General features: G+C 40.3%; 15 protein-coding genes. 8 read left to right on the top strand and 7 right to left on the bottom strand.

Going from position 1 to position 20399, the window contains the following annotated elements; translation table 11 throughout:
• The first annotated feature begins 581 nt into the window (after nucleotides 1-581).
• From FNZ24_RS12235 to FNZ24_RS12220, 4 genes are all read left to right on the top strand, one after another.
• Nucleotides 582-2405, top strand: a complete 1824-nt coding sequence (locus FNZ24_RS12235; protein WP_153914766.1) for a polysaccharide lyase family 7 protein — start codon at nucleotides 582-584, stop codon at nucleotides 2403-2405.
• Between the two features lie 617 nt (nucleotides 2406-3022).
• A complete protein-coding gene (locus tag FNZ24_RS12230) occupies nucleotides 3023-5080 on the top strand; it encodes a TonB-dependent receptor plug domain-containing protein (RefSeq protein ID WP_416384835.1) in 2058 nt (685 codons plus the stop codon).
• 7 nt (nucleotides 5081-5087) lie between these two features.
• Nucleotides 5088-5627 carry a YfiR family protein gene (locus tag FNZ24_RS12225; protein ID WP_153914765.1) on the top strand — a complete coding sequence of 180 codons (540 nt, stop codon included), beginning with the start codon at nucleotides 5088-5090 and terminating at the stop codon, nucleotides 5625-5627.
• Nucleotides 5628-5631: 4 nt separating this feature from the next.
• A complete protein-coding gene (locus tag FNZ24_RS12220) occupies nucleotides 5632-7689 on the top strand; it encodes an EAL domain-containing protein (RefSeq protein WP_153914764.1) in 2058 nt (685 codons plus the stop codon).
• 150 nt (nucleotides 7690-7839) lie between these two features.
• On the opposite strand, the gene FNZ24_RS12215 is transcribed toward FNZ24_RS12220, so the two are convergent.
• Nucleotides 7840-8865, bottom strand: coding sequence for a sodium-dependent bicarbonate transport family permease (locus FNZ24_RS12215; protein WP_153914763.1), 1026 nt, complete (start codon nucleotides 8863-8865; stop codon nucleotides 7840-7842).
• A complete protein-coding gene (locus FNZ24_RS12210; RefSeq protein WP_153914762.1) occupies nucleotides 8856-9077 on the bottom strand; it encodes a hypothetical protein in 222 nt (73 codons plus the stop codon). Before FNZ24_RS12210 ends, FNZ24_RS12215 begins: the two co-directional genes overlap by 10 nt.
• A 181-nt stretch (nucleotides 9078-9258) precedes the next feature.
• Here FNZ24_RS12210 and FNZ24_RS12205 point away from each other — a divergent pair, with 181 nt between their 5' ends.
• Nucleotides 9259-10206 carry a LysR family transcriptional regulator gene (locus FNZ24_RS12205; RefSeq protein WP_153914761.1) on the top strand — a complete coding sequence of 316 codons (948 nt, stop codon included), beginning with the start codon at nucleotides 9259-9261 and terminating at the stop codon, nucleotides 10204-10206.
• A gap of 45 nt (nucleotides 10207-10251) precedes the next feature.
• Here the strand turns inward: FNZ24_RS12205 and FNZ24_RS12200 are convergent, their stop codons facing one another.
• The 5 genes from FNZ24_RS12200 to FNZ24_RS12180 form a co-directional block, all read right to left on the bottom strand.
• Nucleotides 10252-10827, bottom strand: coding sequence for a hypothetical protein (locus FNZ24_RS12200; RefSeq protein WP_153914760.1), 576 nt, complete (start codon nucleotides 10825-10827; stop codon nucleotides 10252-10254).
• Between the two features lie 445 nt (nucleotides 10828-11272).
• Complete coding sequence (locus FNZ24_RS12195) at nucleotides 11273-12277, bottom strand: hypothetical protein (protein ID WP_153914759.1); 1005 nt, start codon at nucleotides 12275-12277, stop codon at nucleotides 11273-11275.
• 228 nt (nucleotides 12278-12505) lie between these two features.
• The gene (locus tag FNZ24_RS12190) at nucleotides 12506-13999 is read right to left on the bottom strand and encodes an FUSC family protein (RefSeq protein WP_153914758.1); all 1494 of its coding nucleotides are present in this window, start codon (nucleotides 13997-13999) and stop codon (nucleotides 12506-12508) included.
• A gap of 43 nt (nucleotides 14000-14042) precedes the next feature.
• Nucleotides 14043-14906 carry an HlyD family secretion protein gene (locus tag FNZ24_RS12185; RefSeq protein ID WP_153914757.1) on the bottom strand — a complete coding sequence of 288 codons (864 nt, stop codon included), beginning with the start codon at nucleotides 14904-14906 and terminating at the stop codon, nucleotides 14043-14045.
• Nucleotides 14907-14929: 23 nt separating this feature from the next.
• Entirely contained in the window at nucleotides 14930-15133 is a 204-nt protein-coding gene (locus tag FNZ24_RS12180) for a DUF1656 domain-containing protein (protein ID WP_198589612.1), read from the bottom strand.
• Between the two features lie 448 nt (nucleotides 15134-15581).
• On the opposite strand from FNZ24_RS12180, the gene FNZ24_RS12175 reads away from it, so the two are divergent.
• The 3 genes from FNZ24_RS12175 to FNZ24_RS12165 all read left to right on the top strand — a co-directional run bounded on the left by FNZ24_RS12175 (nucleotide 15582) and on the right by FNZ24_RS12165 (nucleotide 20369).
• Entirely contained in the window at nucleotides 15582-16484 is a 903-nt protein-coding gene (locus FNZ24_RS12175; RefSeq protein WP_153914756.1) for a LysR family transcriptional regulator, read from the top strand.
• Nucleotides 16485-16936: 452 nt separating this feature from the next.
• Entirely contained in the window at nucleotides 16937-18640 is a 1704-nt protein-coding gene (gene aspT / locus FNZ24_RS12170) for an aspartate-alanine antiporter (RefSeq protein ID WP_153914755.1), read from the top strand.
• 112 nt (nucleotides 18641-18752) lie between these two features.
• Nucleotides 18753-20369 carry a bifunctional aspartate transaminase/aspartate 4-decarboxylase gene (locus tag FNZ24_RS12165; RefSeq protein WP_153914754.1) on the top strand — a complete coding sequence of 539 codons (1617 nt, stop codon included), beginning with the start codon at nucleotides 18753-18755 and terminating at the stop codon, nucleotides 20367-20369.
• Nucleotides 20370-20399: the final 30 nt, after the last annotated feature.

The raw sequence follows: 20399 nt of genomic DNA, 5'->3' as shown, positions 1-20399 counted from the left end.
ACCAAGAAATAATTGCCCATGGCTGAATAAGAGTTGGCTAAGTGACTTCTAATCTCTATCAAATCTTTGATACCTGAACTGCTCGCATAAAGATTATCTTGCAAGAAATCATCGATACATGAAAGCGACCGAACACAATCTACCTTACCAATTTATATATAATCGACATATTTCAGTTTAGCCATTTATTGTAGCTAATACTTATATAGATAGATTAAAAAAGTATAAGAATTAATCCGTTGTTCAACTAAATTTTGACGACATATATATTTTAATAAATACAGAGCCTTAATGGTTCTAATTTTCTCATCAAGGCTTTAGCGTCAAAATAATATTACCAATTTACAATATTTACATACAAATTAGTTTTACAAATTGGTAACACGATCATATAACCAATAGCACCTAATGCTTCAAATAGTGTATTACATTACTGAGGTCATTTTATGTATTAGGCAGCAACAGCTTATTCAGTTGCCATTCACTTGTCATAGAATGATCAGATCAAACTGCTGAGATAAAGCAGTCGATCTTGCTGAATAGGTTGTTAACTCTATGGGGAAACGACCTAAGGTATAATAATGATAAAACGTTATAACAAGACTCAACTTGCCATTACTCTGGCAACAGCGTTCACCGCAAGCTTTACTGCAGCTAATATCAGTGCAGCAACAATCAACATAACCAACTCAGGCTTTGAAAGTAGCTTTGATGGCTGGATTGATACCGACCCATCTTCAGTTTCGGGTGTGGCCTTTGAAGGCAGCAACTCAGCAAAAATGTCTGGCTCAAACGGCAGAGTTGAACAAACAATTAATATCGATTCAAACAGTGATTACACCCTAACAGCCTATGTAAAGGGTGGTGGTAAAATTGGTGTATCAGCAAGTGGTGTGAGCGAATCAACCAACATCAGTAGCAGCGACTGGCAACAGGCCAGTGTATCGTTTAATAGTGGCTCAGCGACTAGCGTTACCATATATGGGGAATACTTTGGTAATGAAGGTCGTTTTGACTCTTTCGAACTTACAACATCATCTGATACAACTGAACCTTCAGAGCCGACTACACCAGTCACTTGTACAGGCAGTAGCGCCCTAACCATTGTAGCCGCAACAGATAATGGCACTAATGATGGCCACGGACCCAACAATACCATTGATAACAGCTATGATACTGAATCTCGTTGGTCATCTAACGGAGAAGGTAAAACCATTACCTATGATTTAGGTGTACAGTCAGAAGTGAAATCTGTGTCTGTTGCTTGGTTTAAGGGTAATGAGCGCGCATCGTACTTTGATATAGAAACTTCTGCAGATGGTAGCAGTTGGTCATCAGTCTTATCTTCAGGTCAATCAAGTGGCAGTAATGCTGGACTAGAAGAATACGATGTCACGGATACCAGTGCTCAGTTAGTGAGAATAACCGGTTACGGTAATTCATCTAATACTTGGAATAGTATTATTGAAACTAAAATTAATGGTTGTTCAGATGGTTCTGCACCCACTGATCCTACAGAACCTACTGACCCAACCGAACCCAGTAATCCTGTCGGTAACTTAGATCCTGATTTACCCCCTTCTGGAAACTTTGAATTAGTGGACTGGACCTTAGGTGTCCCAGTTGATGAAAATAGTGATGGTAAATCTGACACCATTAAAGAAATCGAATTATCCAGTGGTTATAGTCGTACTCCGTATTTTTATACTGCTGCAGATGGAGGCATGGTATTTAGATGTCCAATTGATGCACCAAAAACCTCAACTAACACCAGCTACGCCCGTACTGAGTTACGTGAAATGTTGCGCCGTGGAGATACCAGTTATAGCACTCAAGGTGTCGGTGGCAACAACTGGGTATTTGGCAGCGCACCTTCGTCAGATCAAAATGCAGCAGGCGGCGTTGATGGCGTTTTAGAAGCAACGCTTGCCGTTAACTATGTGACGACCACAGGTGACAGTAGCCAAGTAGGACGTGTGATTGTCGGCCAAATTCATGCTAACGATGATGAGCCGCTACGTCTGTATTACCGCAAACTACCATCAAATAGCAAAGGTTCAATCTATATTGCCCATGAGCCTATTACTGGTTCTGAACAATATTACGAGATGATTGGATCTCGCAGCAGCTCAGCTTCAGATCCTGCTGATGGCATCAGCCTTGATGAGAAGTTCAGTTACCAAGTTAAAGTAGTGGGAAATACCTTAACTGTGACTATCATGCGTGAAGGTAAAGCTGATGTAGTTGAAGAAGTGGATATGAGTGGTAGCTCTTATGATGCAGGCGACCAATATATGTACTTTAAAGCCGGTGTTTATAACCAAAACAACACGGGTGACGCAGATGACTATGTCCAAGCGACCTTTTACAGTTTAAGTAATAAACATACTGGTTACGCATACTAAGTATATAGAAGTGACCTATCCTCTCCGGCATAGGTCACTTTTTGTATTTGCCACAGTTGCTCAACGACTAGTTATTATTCAAAGCTAGCAACCCTAGCTTTTTCCTAGATTTAAACCAAAAAGCATAATGCTAATGTTTGGTATACACTTATTTATATTAAGTAAATTATAGCTAAAGGACCTCAAGCTAAATAGGAATTTGTGAGCACTCAACTCATGAGTATTTACCTATACATGATCCATAAATGAATGGTCCATAAATGAATGGCTGATAATTGAATGGCTGATAATTGAATGGTCGGTAAGTGAATTGCCTGTAAATGAAAGGCCAGTATATGAAGGCCAATAAATCGCTAATAAATAACTGAGCGATTAATGATCCTCATTAAGTGAAAAGTGGTTTTCTTATTCTCTCACTTAAAAGCTCATCTCAGCATTCAGTAATAAATTGATTAATACCAGCTTCATGCCACTTAAAGGATCTATATCGCAAAAGGTAATAATACAATCACACAAAAGCACTCAACAATTATTTAACATGATAAGATAAATTGTAGTAGCGCGACAAAGGCACATTGCGAATAACAGTGCATATGCACACTGTCGGAGAGTAAACTTTGAAAAGACACTTTAACTTATTAATCCCCTTAATGGTTATATCTCCTATAGCTCAGGCTGTCGATTCACTGGAAGATTTAGATTTAGAGTTATTAATGGCAATGGATGTCCAAGTCACGTCTGCAATGAAACGTTCTCAATCAGCCTTCGATACCGCAACTTCCATTTATGTTTTAACTAAAGAAAGGATCATACATTCTGGTGCATCCTCGGTCCCAGAAGCATTAAAAATGGTGCCAGGACTCGTGGTTCGCCAACTTGATAACAACCAGTGGGCTATTTCAGCTCGCGGGGTCGCTTCAAGGTTTTCCAGTAAAATGTTGGTCATGATTGATGGCCAAAGTCTTTATACCCCGCAGTTTTCAGCTGTGTATTGGGAAACACTCAACGTTCCACTCTATGACATTGAACGAATAGAAGTCATTCGCGGCCAAGGTGGACAGCTTTGGAGCAGCAATGCCAATAATGGCGTCATCAATATTATTACCAAAAACAGCATTGATACTCGCGGCCTGTTTGTTGATGCAGCTAGCGGTAGCCAAGTTAATATTGATGCTAACATTCGCTATGGTGATGATATAGGTAGTAATGGAAGCTACCGAGTTTACGGCCATGTAAAAGATGGCAATGCATCTAAAAAAGGCCTGACTGTTGAGCCTAATGACACCACAGAACAATACTCTTTTGGTGGTCGATTAGACTTTTCGCACAATGATGATTGGTCGGGGTTTATTCAAGGGGACATGACAGAGTCTACACTTGGACAAAACTATCGCGGCGTTGTCGATGATACTAATCAAAATGTGACCTTTTCCGATGAGCTAGAACGCACAGACTCACGGTTAATGGCTCGCCTTGAAAATAGAATCTCAGACTCAGCAAATCAGATGTTCCAAGCTTCATGGTTGAATCAATCTGGCTCGCAAACCTACCTCCAAGAAGAATTTGAGTCATTTGACATTGATTATCAGATGAACTTTATTTATCAAGCTTTACAACTGGATTGGGGATTAAATTACCGCTATAGCACAATTTCATTTGAAGACAGTTTATTTCTCCACAGTGATAAACACTTCGATAATTTACAGCAATACGGCGGCTTTGTTCAGGCACAGTTTGCGCTCATTCCGGAACAAGTTGATTTTATTCTTGGCACTAGAGTTGAGCATAACGACTTAACGGATTGGGAGTATCAACCTCTCGCAAGGCTGTTATGGAAACCCGAAGAAAATCAAGTGCTATGGTCCTCTGTATCCCAAAGTGTTCGTATCCCCTCACTCATTGAATTTAATGATAACTATGCCATTAATGGTCAAAAAGTTAGCGAAGTACTACCTTTTGCTACAGGCATTGAGTCGATAGATGATTACCACATAAAGACCTATTTAAATGGCAATGATCAGGTCGAGGCCGAAACATCATTATCCTATGAAGTGGGTTATCGTTTATCACAGGATTCATGGAACCTTGATGTATCGCTTTATCATACAGACACAGAAAACGTTGCTGTTATTGATATTGATCCAAACATGGAGCAATTTTTACCCATCCTAGCTCTTTTCCAAGCAGGTCAAATACAACTGGCTTCACAAGCCTTAACCCAAACGACCATTCAATTTGATATTGTTTCTAATGCAGATGTCACCACTCAAGGCGGAGATATTGTTTTGTCTTGGGTGCCAGCCGAAATGTTTAACGCTGAATTAGGTTATAGCTACAATACTTTTGATTATGATCTTGCTGAGAACACCTTCCCAGCCATTGGCCGAGACTCAACCACACGACAAATATTTGCCAAAGCAGATGTCCACGTATTTGATAGTCATAACATTTTCGCCACGGTAAGAGTCGAGAACAGTGATGCTTATCAAACCGAGAATTACACCTTACTTGATTTAACTTGGAACTGGGAACTAAGCCAACACTGGGGGCTATCTGTTACCGGCAAAAACTTGTTTGCAGGAAGTCACCTTGAATATGCAAATCGTCAAGAAACCTACACTATCCCAAATTACATTGATGAAAGTGTGTTGTTTAAAGTAACTGCGAATTTCTAATTTTTAGATGCGTAATATCATTCAGCTTTTAAATGTATTACTACTCTCACTTTTGCCGCTAAGTAGCCAAAGTGTAATTGCTGCTGAACAAGAGCATGCACTCAAAGCTGGCTTTTTATATAACTTTGCCCGTTATGGCGACTGGCAAGAAAATACCGCTGAAAATAATGAGTTTATTCTATGTAGTTCAGACGAAGCATTTATCAATACCGCTAGAAAAGTGCTAAACCATCGAAGCGTTGATAATCAGCCTATTATCATGCAGCAAATTACACTTGAAACAGAACAAGTTAACAAATGCCAATTGCTCTTCATTACGACTAAGACATTTTCAGACTGGCTCAATTTGAAACAAAGCCAATCATCTATTTTGGTAAACACTATGGTGGTCGGTGAGTCACAGGGGTTTATTGAAGCAGGTGGACACATTCGTTTTTTCATCGCCAGCGGTAAAATAAGGTTCGAGATATCACCCAAACAGTTACAGCAATCCGGCATCACCATGAGCTCGAAAGTATTGCGACTTGGTCGCGTACTGGATAGGTGACGCCATGAAAAAATTCTTTTCAATGAACACCATCAGCAAAAAATTACTCATGATATTAATGGGAGTTTCTTTTGCATCTATCATTACCGTCACTTTTGTATTTAGTGCCTATGAACTGACCACCGCCAAACGTGAACAAGTTGATGGACTAAAAACCGTCGCTAAAATGATGGCACCTAATATTACTGCTGCGGTGTTGTTTGATGATCAAGACGCAATTCAAGAGTTAATCCAGCCAATACTGCTACGTGACGATATTGTTTCTGTCACTGTCACTGATAATCAAGACAACGTCGTGGCATTTGTCAGTCAAGAACACGCCCAATCTGACAGTATTTTAAGTCCTAGTTTGAATGTCACCCAAATCACTAATCCACTCGCTTTGGATGGGCTGGAATACGGTCAAATCCTCATTTTGGCAGATGATAGCTATATCAATGCACGCGTTAAATTTTACGGCCAGTTTATTATCATCTTATTGATATTCGCCCTTGGAATCAGCTTTTCATTATCACTTATTTTACGTCGTCGTTTTTTAACGCCGATTTTGCATCTGGCGACCATCGCAGAACGAGTCTCTGATTCCAACGACTACAGCCTTAGAGCCAAGGAGCTATCCCATGACGAAGTCGGCAAATTAAGCTCTCACTTTAACGACATGCTCGAAAACATTGAGCAGCGTGATAAACGACTGGAAAGCCAAGTAAAGCTTCGTACTGAGGAGCTTGAAAGTGCTAATGAGAAATTACACGAATACGCCTATCAAGATGGGCTAACAGCTCTGCCAAATCGCCGCTATTTTTATGAGAAATTACAGTCATTAATTGATACTGAGAATATGATATTCACGTTAGTTTTTATTGACCTTGATGGCTTTAAAGAAATTAACGATACCTTAGGTCATGACTATGGCGACTTGCTTTTGCAGCAAGTGGCTAAACGCCTCAAAAATTGTGTCCGCAGCCATGATACTGTCGCTCGATTAGGTGGCGATGAGTTTACCCTTATTGTTGAAGGGATAAGCGATCAGCGCCGCGCCAGTGAAATTGCCGAGGTGATAAAAAGCAGCTTAATTCAGCCTATCACAATTAAGAATGAGCAAGTTTATATTACCAGTAGTATCGGACTCACCTTTTATCCAAGTGACGGCAAATCCATTGAAGATGTGGTTAAACATGCCGATCAAGCTATGTACTTGTCTAAAAATAAAGGCCGCAATCGTTACGAATTTTTCTCTTTTGCCATGGAAGAACAAGCACTAGGAAAAAGACGATTAATAGAAGAGTTAAGGCAAGCCATTAAATTAAATCAATTTCAATTACTCTATCAACCCATCGTTAATATTGAGGGCGGTGAAGTCAAAAAGGTTGAAGCACTGATCCGCTGGCATCACCCTAAATGGGGCATGATTGAACCTAATGAATTTATTCATGTTGCAGAAGAAAATGGCTTAATCGTTGATATTGGTAATTGGGTTCGCCAACAAGTCATTGCCGATGCTAAAGAGTTTTATCAAATAAGTGGCAAGATTATCCAAATTAGCGTGAATACCTCACCAATTGAAATCGATAAAACTGGTAATTGGATTGATCAGTGGATATTAGACTGTAATAAATCCAAATTACCCCATGGCTCATTCTTAATTGAAGTGACAGAAAATACCTTGATGACACCTGATTCGTCGATTAAACAGCAATTGAAGTTGCTCAATAATAACGGTATTAAGGTCGCTATTGATGACTTTGGCGTAGGCTACTCTTCTCTTGCCTACCTGCAAGAATTGGATATCGATATCATTAAAATTGATCGTTCCTTTATCACCAATATTTCTAGCAATGAAAGTAGTGTCGCCTTGGTAAGAGCCATTATCACCATGGCACACAATATTGGCGTTAAAGTCGTCGCCGAAGGGATTGAGAACCCATCACAACAGCAACTACTGAAACAATTATCATGCGATTATTTGCAAGGGTTTATGTTTTCAAAACCACTCACTAAAGCTGATTTTTGCAGCCGATATGTAAAAACCTCAGCTAGTAAATCCAATTTAATAAACGGTTAGTGCGGCATAGAAATCAAGCTTTACTGTGTTTGCTAAAACGTCTTAGTTCAAGTCTTATAATTCATCTGTTAACTCAAGTTGTTAGTTCAAGTTCCTAGTTCAGTTTTCTTATAACAAGCTACTTAGAGCAAGCCTTTTAGATTAAGCTAGTTAGCTTAAAAACCATAAGCTCATAACCGTATAAACGGGTATACCCAATATCACGTTAAACGGAAAGGTGATGCCTAAAGATGCACTAATCGACACACTGTGGTTTGCATGAGGTAACACCACTCGCATTGCCGCAGGAACAGCAATGTATGATGCGCTAGCGCCTAACACCGCAATAAGTATCACCCCGCCACTAGACAGTCCCATCAACACACCCAAACCACAACCTAACGTGCCACCGATTAACGGCATCGCCATACTGAAAGCCAAAATAAAGCTACCAGCACGTTTAATATCACTCAATCGACTTGCTGCAACCATCCCCATTTCTAATAGAAACAGTGCCAGAACGCCATTGAATAAATCAAAAAATAACGGGGCAATAGTTTGCGTTTTTTCTGCCGCTAAAAAACCAATAACCAAGCTTCCAACCATCAGCACAATACCTTGATTAAAAAACATTTCGTGCAGCAACTTTTTAGATGAAGACGAGTTGATTGAAGTCAGCTTAATTGAAGGCAGTTTAAGTGAAGCAAGAGTAGAACTGGAACATTTAGCTTCATCGTCTGTAGCATTACCCGCGCTTATTGAAGAAGGTTTTGCCAGCATAATCCCCACCACAATCGCAGGCATTTCTAGCAACACAACAAACAATGGAATATAGGCTTCATAAGCAATATTTTTGCTCTCTAAATAAGCCACTGCCACCGCGTATGTTCCCACACTGACCGAGCCATAATGCGCTGCTATTGATGCCGCATCATGACGCTCAAAAAGGCCAATATAATGCAATATTGGAAAAGCAATAAAAGGCAAAAGCAGCCCAAAGAGCAATATATAAATCGACTGTGTTAACAATGCCCAAGAAGCATGTTCAGCCAATGCAACTCCACCCTTAAGCCCAATAGCAATCATTAAAAACAGCATTAAGGCTTGGTATAAACTTTTAGGAAACTCGATCTTAGCGCCAGCTAAAACGGCAGCGACACCCAGTAAGAAAAAGCCAATGCTGACATCTATCTGCATGGGCTATCTCCTACTGATACAGCTTGAGTGAGCTCCATAAGACGCTGCGCTTTTCTTTTCTCAACCCGAAATGAGAACACGCTTAGCAGTATTAGCCCTGTTGCGATTGCAACAAGCCCTAACCCTGCTGCATCACTCTTGGCGACTAACAGCCCTAACACCAGCATAGAAAATGCAACGACTAGATTAAAAATAAGTTGTCTGTATGCCATTGCGTATTCCTCTATTCAAGTCTGATTAAATTATTGAAGCAGCAGGATTATGCCTAAATACATAAATAGATAAAAATAGATATTACCTATACACTTAATAGATAAAAATCTATACATGTAACCAGACTCAGCAAAGAACAGCATCAGAGCCTCATCAAATAAGCAACCTATGTGGAGCATTATGGAATCTCGAATACACGCACATATCGGTACCATTAGACAATTAGAAATACTGTTAGCCGTGCACGATAAAGGCGGAATTAACGAAGCTGCAAAAGCTTTGTTTCTGACCCAACCGACCGTATCGATTCAAATGAAGAAACTGACAGAGGCTGTTGGTGAACCTATTTACCAGTTCACAAATCGCAAACTGGTGTTTACTGATATTGGCTTAGAAATGGTAAAGACAGCAGTAGAAGTGCTAGATAGTTTTGCTCGATTAGATATGTCATTAGGTAAAATGCGTCAGTGTAAATCTGGCACTTTACGAATTGCGGTCGTCACCACATCAAAGTACTTCATTCCGCACTTACTTGGCCCTTTTTGCGAGCAATATCCAGAGATTGATATTCAACTAAATGTGGGCAATCGAGAACAAACCATAGATCGGCTCAAGCAAGGGATTGATGACTTTTATGTATTTAGTCACCCACCCATTGATAGTGATTCAGATAGTATTGAGCTACTGCAAAATCCTTTAGTGGCTATTGCCCATAAAGCTCACCCGCTTGCTAAACATAAACAAGTAAGTCTTGAGCAACTTTGCCAAGCCCCCTTTCTCATTAGAGAAAAAGGCTCGGGAACCCGTCATGCCATTGAAGGTTTTTTTAAACAACATCAAGTTAGCCCAAATGTAAAAATGACCATTGAGAGTAATGAAGCCATTAAACATTGCGTGATGGCCAAATTGGGCATTTCAATTTTGTCAGCTCACACACTGACCTATGGGGGGCAAAATGACTTAATCCGCCTGCCCATTAAAGAGCTACCCATTAATGCTAAATGGTTTTTTGTATGGTCTAAATCAAAAAGACAAACCTTGATAGCTAATCAATTTTTAGAACATATTCAAACCAATGGCAGACAATTATTAGAGCAAGAATTACAAAGAAACGGCATAGAGTCGTAGCGAGTAAGCCTTGCTGCTAGCCTAAAAAACTCTTTTAATAAAAGCCTAATTAACACTATAGCCTTTACCCTCTAGGCAAGCTGCGCGAGCTTGATAAAAGTTTTTCTCGCCTTGGGCATTAGCAGTTTGTACCTGAGCCTGTTGTTGCGCAGCTTGCTGCTGAGCCGCTTGTTGTTGCTGTTCAGCTTGTTGAATATTACTGCGGCGACTTTGACGTCTTGCTGCCACAGCGCCAATAGCTGCTCCATTTTGCGCTGCGTCACTACGATCATCATCACCAAATTCGGCAATCATAGCGCCAGCGGCTGCACCAGCCATAGCTCCTCGCATGCCAGAGCCTCTTTCAGCAGAGTCACTACTATCAGGTGTAGCTTGTGTCGGTTGCGTTGTTGTGGCGACAGTTTGTGGCTGACTTGGGTTATAGCCAGTTTGCGATTCAGCCCAACTATTACAGCTTGCCTCATCACTAGCCTGTAGCTCTGAACTTTGATTTTGCTGAGGAAAAACATACTGCTCAGCATAACTAGTATTAATGACGGTAAAATTCATCACTGCGGCAACGGCAAAAGTAGATACAAGACCTGCAGTTTTTAGCAATAAAGTCTGATTAAGCTTAGACATAATACCTCCAATAAAAGTTAGATAATCAATTGTTGTTCAAGAGCGCAACTGTCATTTTCAACATAAGCCATTTGCAACATAAGCCTTTTCAATATAAGCCATTTGCAAAGTCAGCTCTGTTTGGCAACCAGATGAATAACTGCGCTTTAACAGCACAAATAATCGCCTATTATTGGCGAATATAGTTACCATTTAACGCCAAAAATAAAATCAAATGAAACCTAACTGAGATATGAATCCCCCCTAAAAGGCATGAAGGGAAAGCCAAAGGAAAACGAAAAGGAAAACGAAAAACGAAAAACGAAGAAGAATTTAGAAACGATGCTTTGCAGAAGAGCGAGTCTAATTTGCTAAAACGAGCAAGATGCTCGTTTTGTATTTACTGACATCCCAAAGAATTGAGCGCAACGAACTGCAAGTTCAAACTGCCAAGAAAGGTGGTGAATTAACAAAAAACCAGTACAGAACCAGCTGTTGTATTTCTAATGAACATCATGTCTTTTCCATGAATAAAACTGCAAATACTGTTCTGTCTTTTAGCGCAGCTTTCTTTCAATCTATCGATCATTTTTTGCAAATTAATGCTTTGTTGACTGACTAGATATAGTTTATGAAGTTGAATGATCGAATAACGTTTTAACGACGATTTCTTGAAACAAACTTTTTGATGAGTTCGGAAATAGTAAGACAAGGTTCTTCTTTTTCTTGCTGCTTGGTAAAAGCGAGCAGCGTTTATCTCACCGACTCTGAACTCTAAAACAGTGCTTTTTAACGAACCTAAATCCTGTAAAGCGCGCACGATTCTATGGCCGACGCCTGGCACAGTATAGCTTGCAACACAATTTTCAAAACGCTGCTTATGCTGCCTATCAGGAAAAAATAGTGGGTCATAGATAATCGTTAGCGGTGTTTTACACTGGCTCACATCTAAATGACTAATATCGCGTTTTTGAGATTGGCTATGATTTTTAAGCTTAGGATCCCAAGGTGCTAAAGCTTGCCAATAGGTACTCAAGGGCATCAATAATAATGCTTTAGTTAGGTTCAACTTGTCCGCATGCAGCGCAGTGGCAAATCCACCTCGACTGGCACCGTAGCCAATACGGCTAGAAAAAACGGCTATTGCTGACGAGAGTTTCACTAGAAATTGTTCGAATGCTAGCGAGTCAAAGTAATTGTCATCACCGATATGATTAAAGGATATGACATTCATTTTTTGCTTAGCAAAGAATTGAAAACTCCAAGCTGATTTTTGTTCATCAACTTGCTCTTGAGACATCACCTGACAACCTGGGGGAAATGTCACCATTAAAGGCTCATCAGCATCAAAGATATGATATTGGACCAATACATTATCAACTTGTAAGCGCACAGATTGGTGATAAGTCAGCATTGTTAATTCCCCAGCTTGCGGCACATCATCTAAAGACATGCACTTGCTAAACGACATAATTTACATCGCATGCTACAAGACTAAATGGGGATTAAAAGTGTTAACTCACTTAAGGTTAAATCGACACGCAGCGTGTAAAAAAACAGCAAGAATGGCGTTACATATGTTAAAGGAATGAGTTTGTTACGCCATTAAAAATTAATTCAACTGTTGAAGTTATCGCCAGAAAATTCACAAGCTTGATCTCAGTTGAGTCAAGCATTGCAAAATTATTGTTCTGACAGCCTAACCCTCTTTAAATACGCCCACAAAAAAGCGGATTACTGCTATCGCCATGAACACTTCAACTAACATATTTAATGACGCCGTAATATCAAAACTCGGTGTGAGGTGCAGTGCACTCATGGTTAGCACTACCAGTAAATTAGCTCCAACCACTTTTTGCAAAGCTAATTGAGGCGCTGCACAAAGCCGCCAAATCACTACGACATTGATAAAATAGAACATAGCTAATTGCCAAACTTCAGTAAAAGAAGGCATTAAAAATACGTATTGTAATGTCACTAAAGTGCCAAAAATACAGATACCGACCAAAGCTTCATTCACAATAAATTTTGGTAATGCAATTAAATTAATAGCCATTACCGCAGACAACATAGGGAACATATAGCCATTAGGTAACGGCGTGTATATCCACAAAGCAAAACTGGTCGCTAACGACGCCATGACAATTAAGCTATCTTTAAAACGCTGCGGCAAAGGAATAGCGTTATCCCACTGCTTCACTAGCTCCTTCCATGTCAAAGTCACTTTAATATCAGTAAAGTTTCTACTGTTTTTATCAATACGTGTTGAGGTGCTCAGCAAATAATCTTTAGCAACCTGAATACGCGTCAGCATTGATTCAATCTGCATCAACTGATCGTTCAGTTGAATAAGGCTATCTTCACTAGAAACGGCTTGCAATAATGACACTTTAATCGCTTCAGGATCAGCCTCAGTGTTGTCGACGATAGACTTTGCTTGCTCAAGCCATTGAGTTAAACGCTCAATCGTTTCGTAACTCGCTATGGTCAATAACTTCCACTGTTTACGTTGATGCGATAATTGGTAACTCCCTGCACTGGGCAAATCTAAAATTAAACTTTGGGATTTGATGCTTTCGGTCATCTTAGCTAAGTTAGCCTGATGTGCTAAAAGCCCATCTATACTCACCTCTTTTTTGCCATTTAAGCATTCTGTTAGCTCTGCAACTAATTCAGTTAATTGCGCTGTGATGCTTTTATGTTGTGTATAAAAATTGACTTCAGAATTAATCGGCCAGACAAATCGAAATACAAGACTAAATACAGTGACGCCTAACAATGTTTCTTGGAGGCGCAGAAATATCATATTGACCGAAGTGATATCGTCAAAGCTGCCCATGAAACATATTAAAGTACATACAATAAACGTAATTCTGAAAAAATAGCCATGTTTGCGATCATAGGACATTAAAGTACAAATGCCTGCAAGCAATATAAATGTCCCAATGAATAGCATTCGCTCTTGGGCCAAAAAGGCAATCATCCCGATAGCAAGACTGGCACCGACTAACGTGCCCATAATACGGTTTTGTGCAGTTTGAATCGAATGGCTATATGATTCATTTGCCGCCAGCGTTACAACAGTAATGGCTGCCCAATAGGGCTTTTCCCAGCCAAATAACAATGCCAATACAATGGCACTGGTAAAAGCGAGGGCAACTTTGATGGCTTCTTTCGTTGCAATACCCAACATATTAATCCCCTATTCGCACCTTAATTATCACAGCTGTATCGAGTTAAACACCGCTAAATATTTTCACTGAAGCAGTGGTACCTACACGCAGTTGCACGTTTTCAGGCACATGTTCAATATGGATCTTAACGGGAATACGCTGTGCTAATCGGATCCATTGAAAGTTAGGATTAACATTAGGTAATAAGGTATTACCTGTGCTGCCATCTGATTTAGCAATACCATAGCCAATGCTTTCAACTTTCGCTTCAATCGGGCTATCTGGGTTCATCATTAACGTCACGCGAGCTTCATCCCCCATATTCACCCCTTGTAAATCAGTTTCTTTAAAGAAACCTTCAATCCAAAAACTATTCTCATCAATCAAGGCAACCACGGGGTTATTAGCAACAACCTGAGCGCCTTGTCTAAGGTTCAAGTTGGTAATAAAGCCGTCTGTCGGTGCAGTAATATGAGTGTAAGCAACGTTTAATTCGGCTTGTTCAACCACAGCATCAGCTGCTGCGAGGTTGGCTTTAGCGGTTTGAACTGCATTTTGAAAGTTATTCAAATCAAGCTCAGATACAGTACCGTGCTTACGGTTTTCAAGTGCCATTGCGCGATGATTTTCATTTTTAGCTTTATCTAATAATGCGCTCGCCTGCATCTGCTTTGCTTTAGCATTACTTAACTCTGCTTGGTAAATACTTGGGTCTATTTCAAACAGCAATTGACCTTTTTTAACGCGACTATTATCGTCCACCAGCACTTGCGTCACGGGACCCGTCACTCTTGGGGTTATTTGAATTATGTGCGCTCTCACTTGGCCATCACGGGTCCAAGGGTTTTCAGCGTAGTTTTGATACTGGCTTAATACTGCGACTGCAGCAATTACAACCATCACCAGTGTGGTAATTATACGAAACATAACAAGCTCCAAAATCTGATGAGTTAGGTAAAAGCGATAAATCGACTTAATAACACGGTAAATATCACCACCATGCAAAGCTCAACTAATGCTGGCAACGCTATCACACGCTGCCAACCGAGTTTGCCAGCAACAAATGTAACCGCAACGGTAAGAAAATAAGCTAGCATTACAACAATTAACAATGGTGGAAAGTACACTTCTCCAATCGCAAATTCATGAGGCATTTGTGTCACCAATCGAGTTATAACTAAAAAGGGAGCAGCATCTCTAGATAAGCAATGCTGCTAATGACGACTATTGTATCGATTGATTATTGTTTAACTGAATCGCTTAAAGAGGATGAGACCCGTCAAAATTATTCCCAAGACTGACTCTTGTACCAATGGCTAAATAAAGACTATCTTTAACAATGTAATGTGACTGACTCATATTCAATGAGCTTAGCGTCGCTCAAACAGACGCATTTGGAGTAGGTTTGTTAAAACTAATAATGACAATGAATAACAAAAGTAAAGAAATACACATAAGCAACTGAATACAATTACTTACTGTTTCAATTGATACAGGGTTTAATTACACTGACTTTTGAAGATAATTTTCTCAAACAATATCAAATGACATCGCGCGCCGAGTCACTTAGCCAGACATAATGATAAATGGAGCCTATACTCAATGAATTTTAGCTTAGAGCAATTACGCGCATTCGTTGCGGTTTATGAACAGCGCTCATTTAGTAAAGCTGCAGTTAAGTTAGATAAGCACCGTACAACCATTGGGCAAGTGATTACTAACTTAGAAGATCAAGTCGCAGTTGAACTGTTTAATCGCGTCGGTCGCAGTGTCGAAGCAACTGAGGATGGTGAGCTGCTATACAGTTACGCTAAAACGACAGTGCAGCAAGCACTCACTTTCGATAAAGTGGCGCTCAGTTTATCTTTTGGTGGGCTTGAATCTATTACTATCGCTTATGGCAGCTTCATGTCTCCTGGGATCTTAACCGACATTCGTATTAAGCTATTGGAAGAGTTTCCCAATATGAAAGTGCACTTTGTAGTGCGCACTAAACCAGAAATCAAAAAAGGCATTGCAGATGGCAGTATTCATCTGGCTATTGTCAATGTTTACAACAGCAAAGTGGTCAACAGTATCGACTTTACCTTTTTAAAGAATTTAGATTTTTATTTATACACAGGTAAAGAGCACCCATTAGCTACGGCACCTATCAGTAAAACCATGGCTATGATGAAATCATCAAAGCAATTTATACTCAAAGCGATGCTCGATGACGAAATGGAAAGCAAAGTCATCTTATCTTCAGATCATGAAATGATCGATCAAATGACATTAATACTCAGATTACTCGAAGCGAATGTTGGCTGGGCTTTATTGCCTAGCTTAGTATCCATATCACCAAGCTTCAAAGACAAAGTCGTCACGTTCACATCTGAACAAACTCTTGACCATATTAGTGTCCCTGTAGCGCTTTGGGCACCGCATTCAAAACAAATTGCGCCAATTAAAGCGATTATCTCCAACATATTTGCAGAGTTTGTCTACCCTCAAAGTTCAGAGTAATTTAACTGTTAGTCACTTTTCTTTTAACGGCTTATTGGGCACAACCAATAAGCCGTTTTTCATCCGTTTTACTCTTCATTTTTCACTTTTCACTTTTCACTCGGTCTGAATAGGGTGCAGCTTCACGACTTACCTCTTTTCATATCTCTTAAGGGATATTTCTGCAAAAAATTGCTCAAATATAATAATCTCCCCCTCTAGGTTCCTACCTTCAATTTCACTGATAAAAATCAATAACCTAATACATCAAACCACACTATTTTCTCTCTGGACAAAACACTATGAAGGGTTCGATCCATCAAATGAGATTAATTGTGTCTAGTTTACTGCCCTAATATTGCTGCCGAAACCACGAACTATCACTCACATTCAGTTTAATAGTGAATAAGTAAATGGTTCAAATTAACCAGTGATTATTCACTTTTGAATTAAATTTTAAGGCAGCAAATATTATGAGCATTATCGAAAATCTATTTGCCGTATCTCCTTACATCGCTTTATTTATTACACTCGCGTTAGGTTACCTCATCGGTAAAATCACCATCGGCCGTTTTGTGCTTGGTGGCGTAGCAGGAACCTTAATCATGGGCGTGTTAATTGGCCAATTTGGAGTACAAATAGATCCAGGTGTTAAAACCATCTTCTTCGCGTTATTCATTTACGCAGTAGGTTATCAAGGCGGACCACAATTCTTCAGTGCGCTTAACTTCAGAACCATCAACATCTTGTTATCTGCAGTTGTTATGACAGTCACAGGTTTACTCTGTGTACTTGCAGCAGCATTGATGTTTGATCTTGATAGCGGTACAGCAGCAGGTCTTGCAGCAGGTGGCTTAACACAATCAGCGATTATTGGTACCGCAGGTGATGCTATATCACAGCTAGGCAACGTCACCGAAGAAGCTAAACAGCTTATGCAAACTAACGTTGCAGTTGGTTATGCCGTGACCTACATCTTTGGTTCATTAGGCCCAATCTTGATGGTGTCATGGTTAATTCCGACCTTCATGAAATGGGATATCCGTGGTGAAGCACTTAAGCTTGCTGAAAAAATGTCAAACGGGAAACCTGAGCTGGCAGCAGGTGAGTTTAACGCTATTACCGACCTTGTATCTCGTGCCTATCAAATTGATGACAGCAGCGATTTTATTGGCCGCACTAGTCAACAAATTAATAAAGATTTGCTCGATGTCGCTATCGAAATGATTGACCGTAACGGTAATGCCATTGAGCTTGATAAAGACATCACAATTCAAGCTGGCGACATTGTCATTGTCACTGGCCGCCGTGAAGCGATTGCAGGTTATATGAACACTGCAACTCGCGAAGTCGTTATGCCAAAAGGCATCAACTTAATTGAAGAAAACCGTCAGCTTATTGCTAAAGATGCCAGCTTAGTGGGTAAAACCATTGCAGAAGTTAAAGCAAAAGCGAATGCGGATACTTACCGTGGTGTTTATGTCACAGACATTATTCGAGGCGGTCATTCACAAGACGTTGATGCTGACTTTATCGTCGCTAAAGACGACATCATTCAGTTAACGGGTACCGCAAAAGACATCAACCGTGTAGAGAAAAATATTGGTAAGCGTTTAGGTTCAGCCTTTGCCACTGATTATATCTTCTTTGGTTTAGGTATGGTGGCTGGACTACTAATTGGCCTAATCAGTTTCGAAATTGCCGGTATTCCCGTCACGATTGGTTCTGGTGCAGGTTGTTTAATTTCAGGCTTATTCGTGGGTTGGTTACGTAGCCGTAAGCCTGCTATTGGCTCACTACCTCTAGGTGCATCTAACTTCTTACGTGACTTTGGTTTAGCTGTGTTTGTCGGCATTGTTGGTCTACAAGCGGGTCCAGAAGCCATTAATACCATGAAAGAACACGGTTTAACTTTATTGTTCTTGGGTATGGCAGTGACCATTATTCCACAAATCATTTCATTCTTTATTTCTTACTACGTATTGAAAATTAAGAACCCAATTGAAGCATTAGCTTGTGTTTCTGGTGGCCGCAGCGCTAACCCAGCATTCGCAGCCTTACTTGAAAAAGCGGGCAACGCGACACCGGTATTTGCTTTCACAGTGACTTATGCCATTGCCAATGTATTGCTCACCCTTTGGGGCCCAATCATCGTCGGCATCGTGTCAACACAGTAGCTTCAAAGTAATAGCTTCAAAGTAATAGTTTCAAACTTAACAACATTTCGGCGAGTGAGTTCACTTAACTAGCTCGCCAATATCAAATTTTTAAATATCAAAGGTACATACTATGAACAACCAAAACACAAACGAACTAATGGCAATCGACTTCACTCAATTTGCAGACTTAAGCCCATTTGAACTAAAAGATAAACTTATCGAAGTTGCACAAGCAGTACCTGATCGCACTTTATTAGATGCTGGCCGTGGTAACCCAAACTTTTTAGCCACCTTGCCACGTAAAGCGTTCCTTCGCTTAGGTGACTTTGCACTAGAAGAGTCAGAGCGCAGCTACTCATACCTGAATGAAGGGTTTGGCGGTATTCCAGATGGTGATGGTGTTGTTGCCCGTTTTGATACCTTTGCTAAAGCAAATCAAGGTCGCGACGGCGTTGAGTTTTTACAAAAAGCGATTAGCTATGCCAAAGACCGTTTAGGCATCGAAAAGCAATCTTTCTTACATGAATTTGTTAACGCATTCCTTGCTTGTAACTACCCAGTACCATCACGCATGCTAACTAACATTGAAAAAGTCGTTAAACAGTACATCGGCGAAGAAATGTACGGTGATTTGCCAATGAATTCTGACTTTGATTTGTTTGCAACTGAAGGAGGCACTGCGTCAATGACCTATACCTTCGCAACAATGGCAAACAATGGCCTACTGAAAAAAGGTGACAAAGTAGCACTTATCACGCCAATCTTTACCCCTTACTTAGAGATCCCTGAGCTTGCAGAGTACGATCTAGAAATCGTTGAAATTCGCCTTGATGAAACCACATGGCAGCTACCACAGTCAGAAATTGAAAAATTAGCTGATACTGATATCAAGCTACTTTGTGTGGTTAACCCAGCAAACCCAGCATCAGTGAAGTTTTCTGACGATACGCTGAACCGCTTAACAGACTTTGTAAACACCCAGCGTAGTGACTTATTTATCATTACTGATGACGTATACAGCACCTTTGCAGACAACTTTGTGTCACTGTTTGCAAAACTGCCATACAACACTTTATGTGTGTACTCATTCTCAAAATACTTCGGTGCAACCGGCTGGCGTTTAGGCACTATTGGTATCCATCACAGCAATGTGTTTGATGATGCTATGCGTGCCCTACCAGAAGCTCATCAGCTAGAGCTAGATAACCGCTACAAAACGATCACTCCAGATCCACGTAGCATTAAATTTATCGACCGTATCGTTGCTGATAGCCGCGCGGTTGCACTAAACCACACAGCGGGTTTAGCATTACCGCAGCAAGTTCAAATGGCGTTGTTCTCTTTAAATTGCTTAATGGATTTAGAAGACAACTACAAAGCAGCTTGTAAACGCATTATCCGTGAACGTTACATTACCCTTTACAAAAACATGGGTGTTGAAGTTGAAGAAAACGTCGACCGCGTTGATTACTACACCTTACTAGAGCTAGATACTTTAGGTGGCAAACTTTACGGTGAAGCATTTGTTGAATGGTTTAAAGCCAGCGGCAAAGGCAAGGACTTCCTATTCCGTTTAGCTCATAAAACAGGGGTAATCTTACTTCCTGGTAAAGGCTTTGATGTGGTTCACCCATCAGTGCGCGTTTCTTTAGCGAACTTAACTCATCACGAATACGAGTTAATTGGCCGCGAAACACGTTCAGTATTGAACGACTACTTTACAGAGTTTCAAGCAGCTACTGCATAAAGAAGACGAGTATTTGCTCACTTAACTGAG

Source organism: Shewanella sp. TC10 (assembly GCF_009663145.1).
In the GTDB taxonomy this organism is placed as follows: Bacteria; Pseudomonadota; Gammaproteobacteria; order Enterobacterales; family Shewanellaceae; genus Shewanella.
Note: the sequence above shows the minus strand (reverse complement) of the source record. Positions and strands in the feature narration are given on the sequence as shown.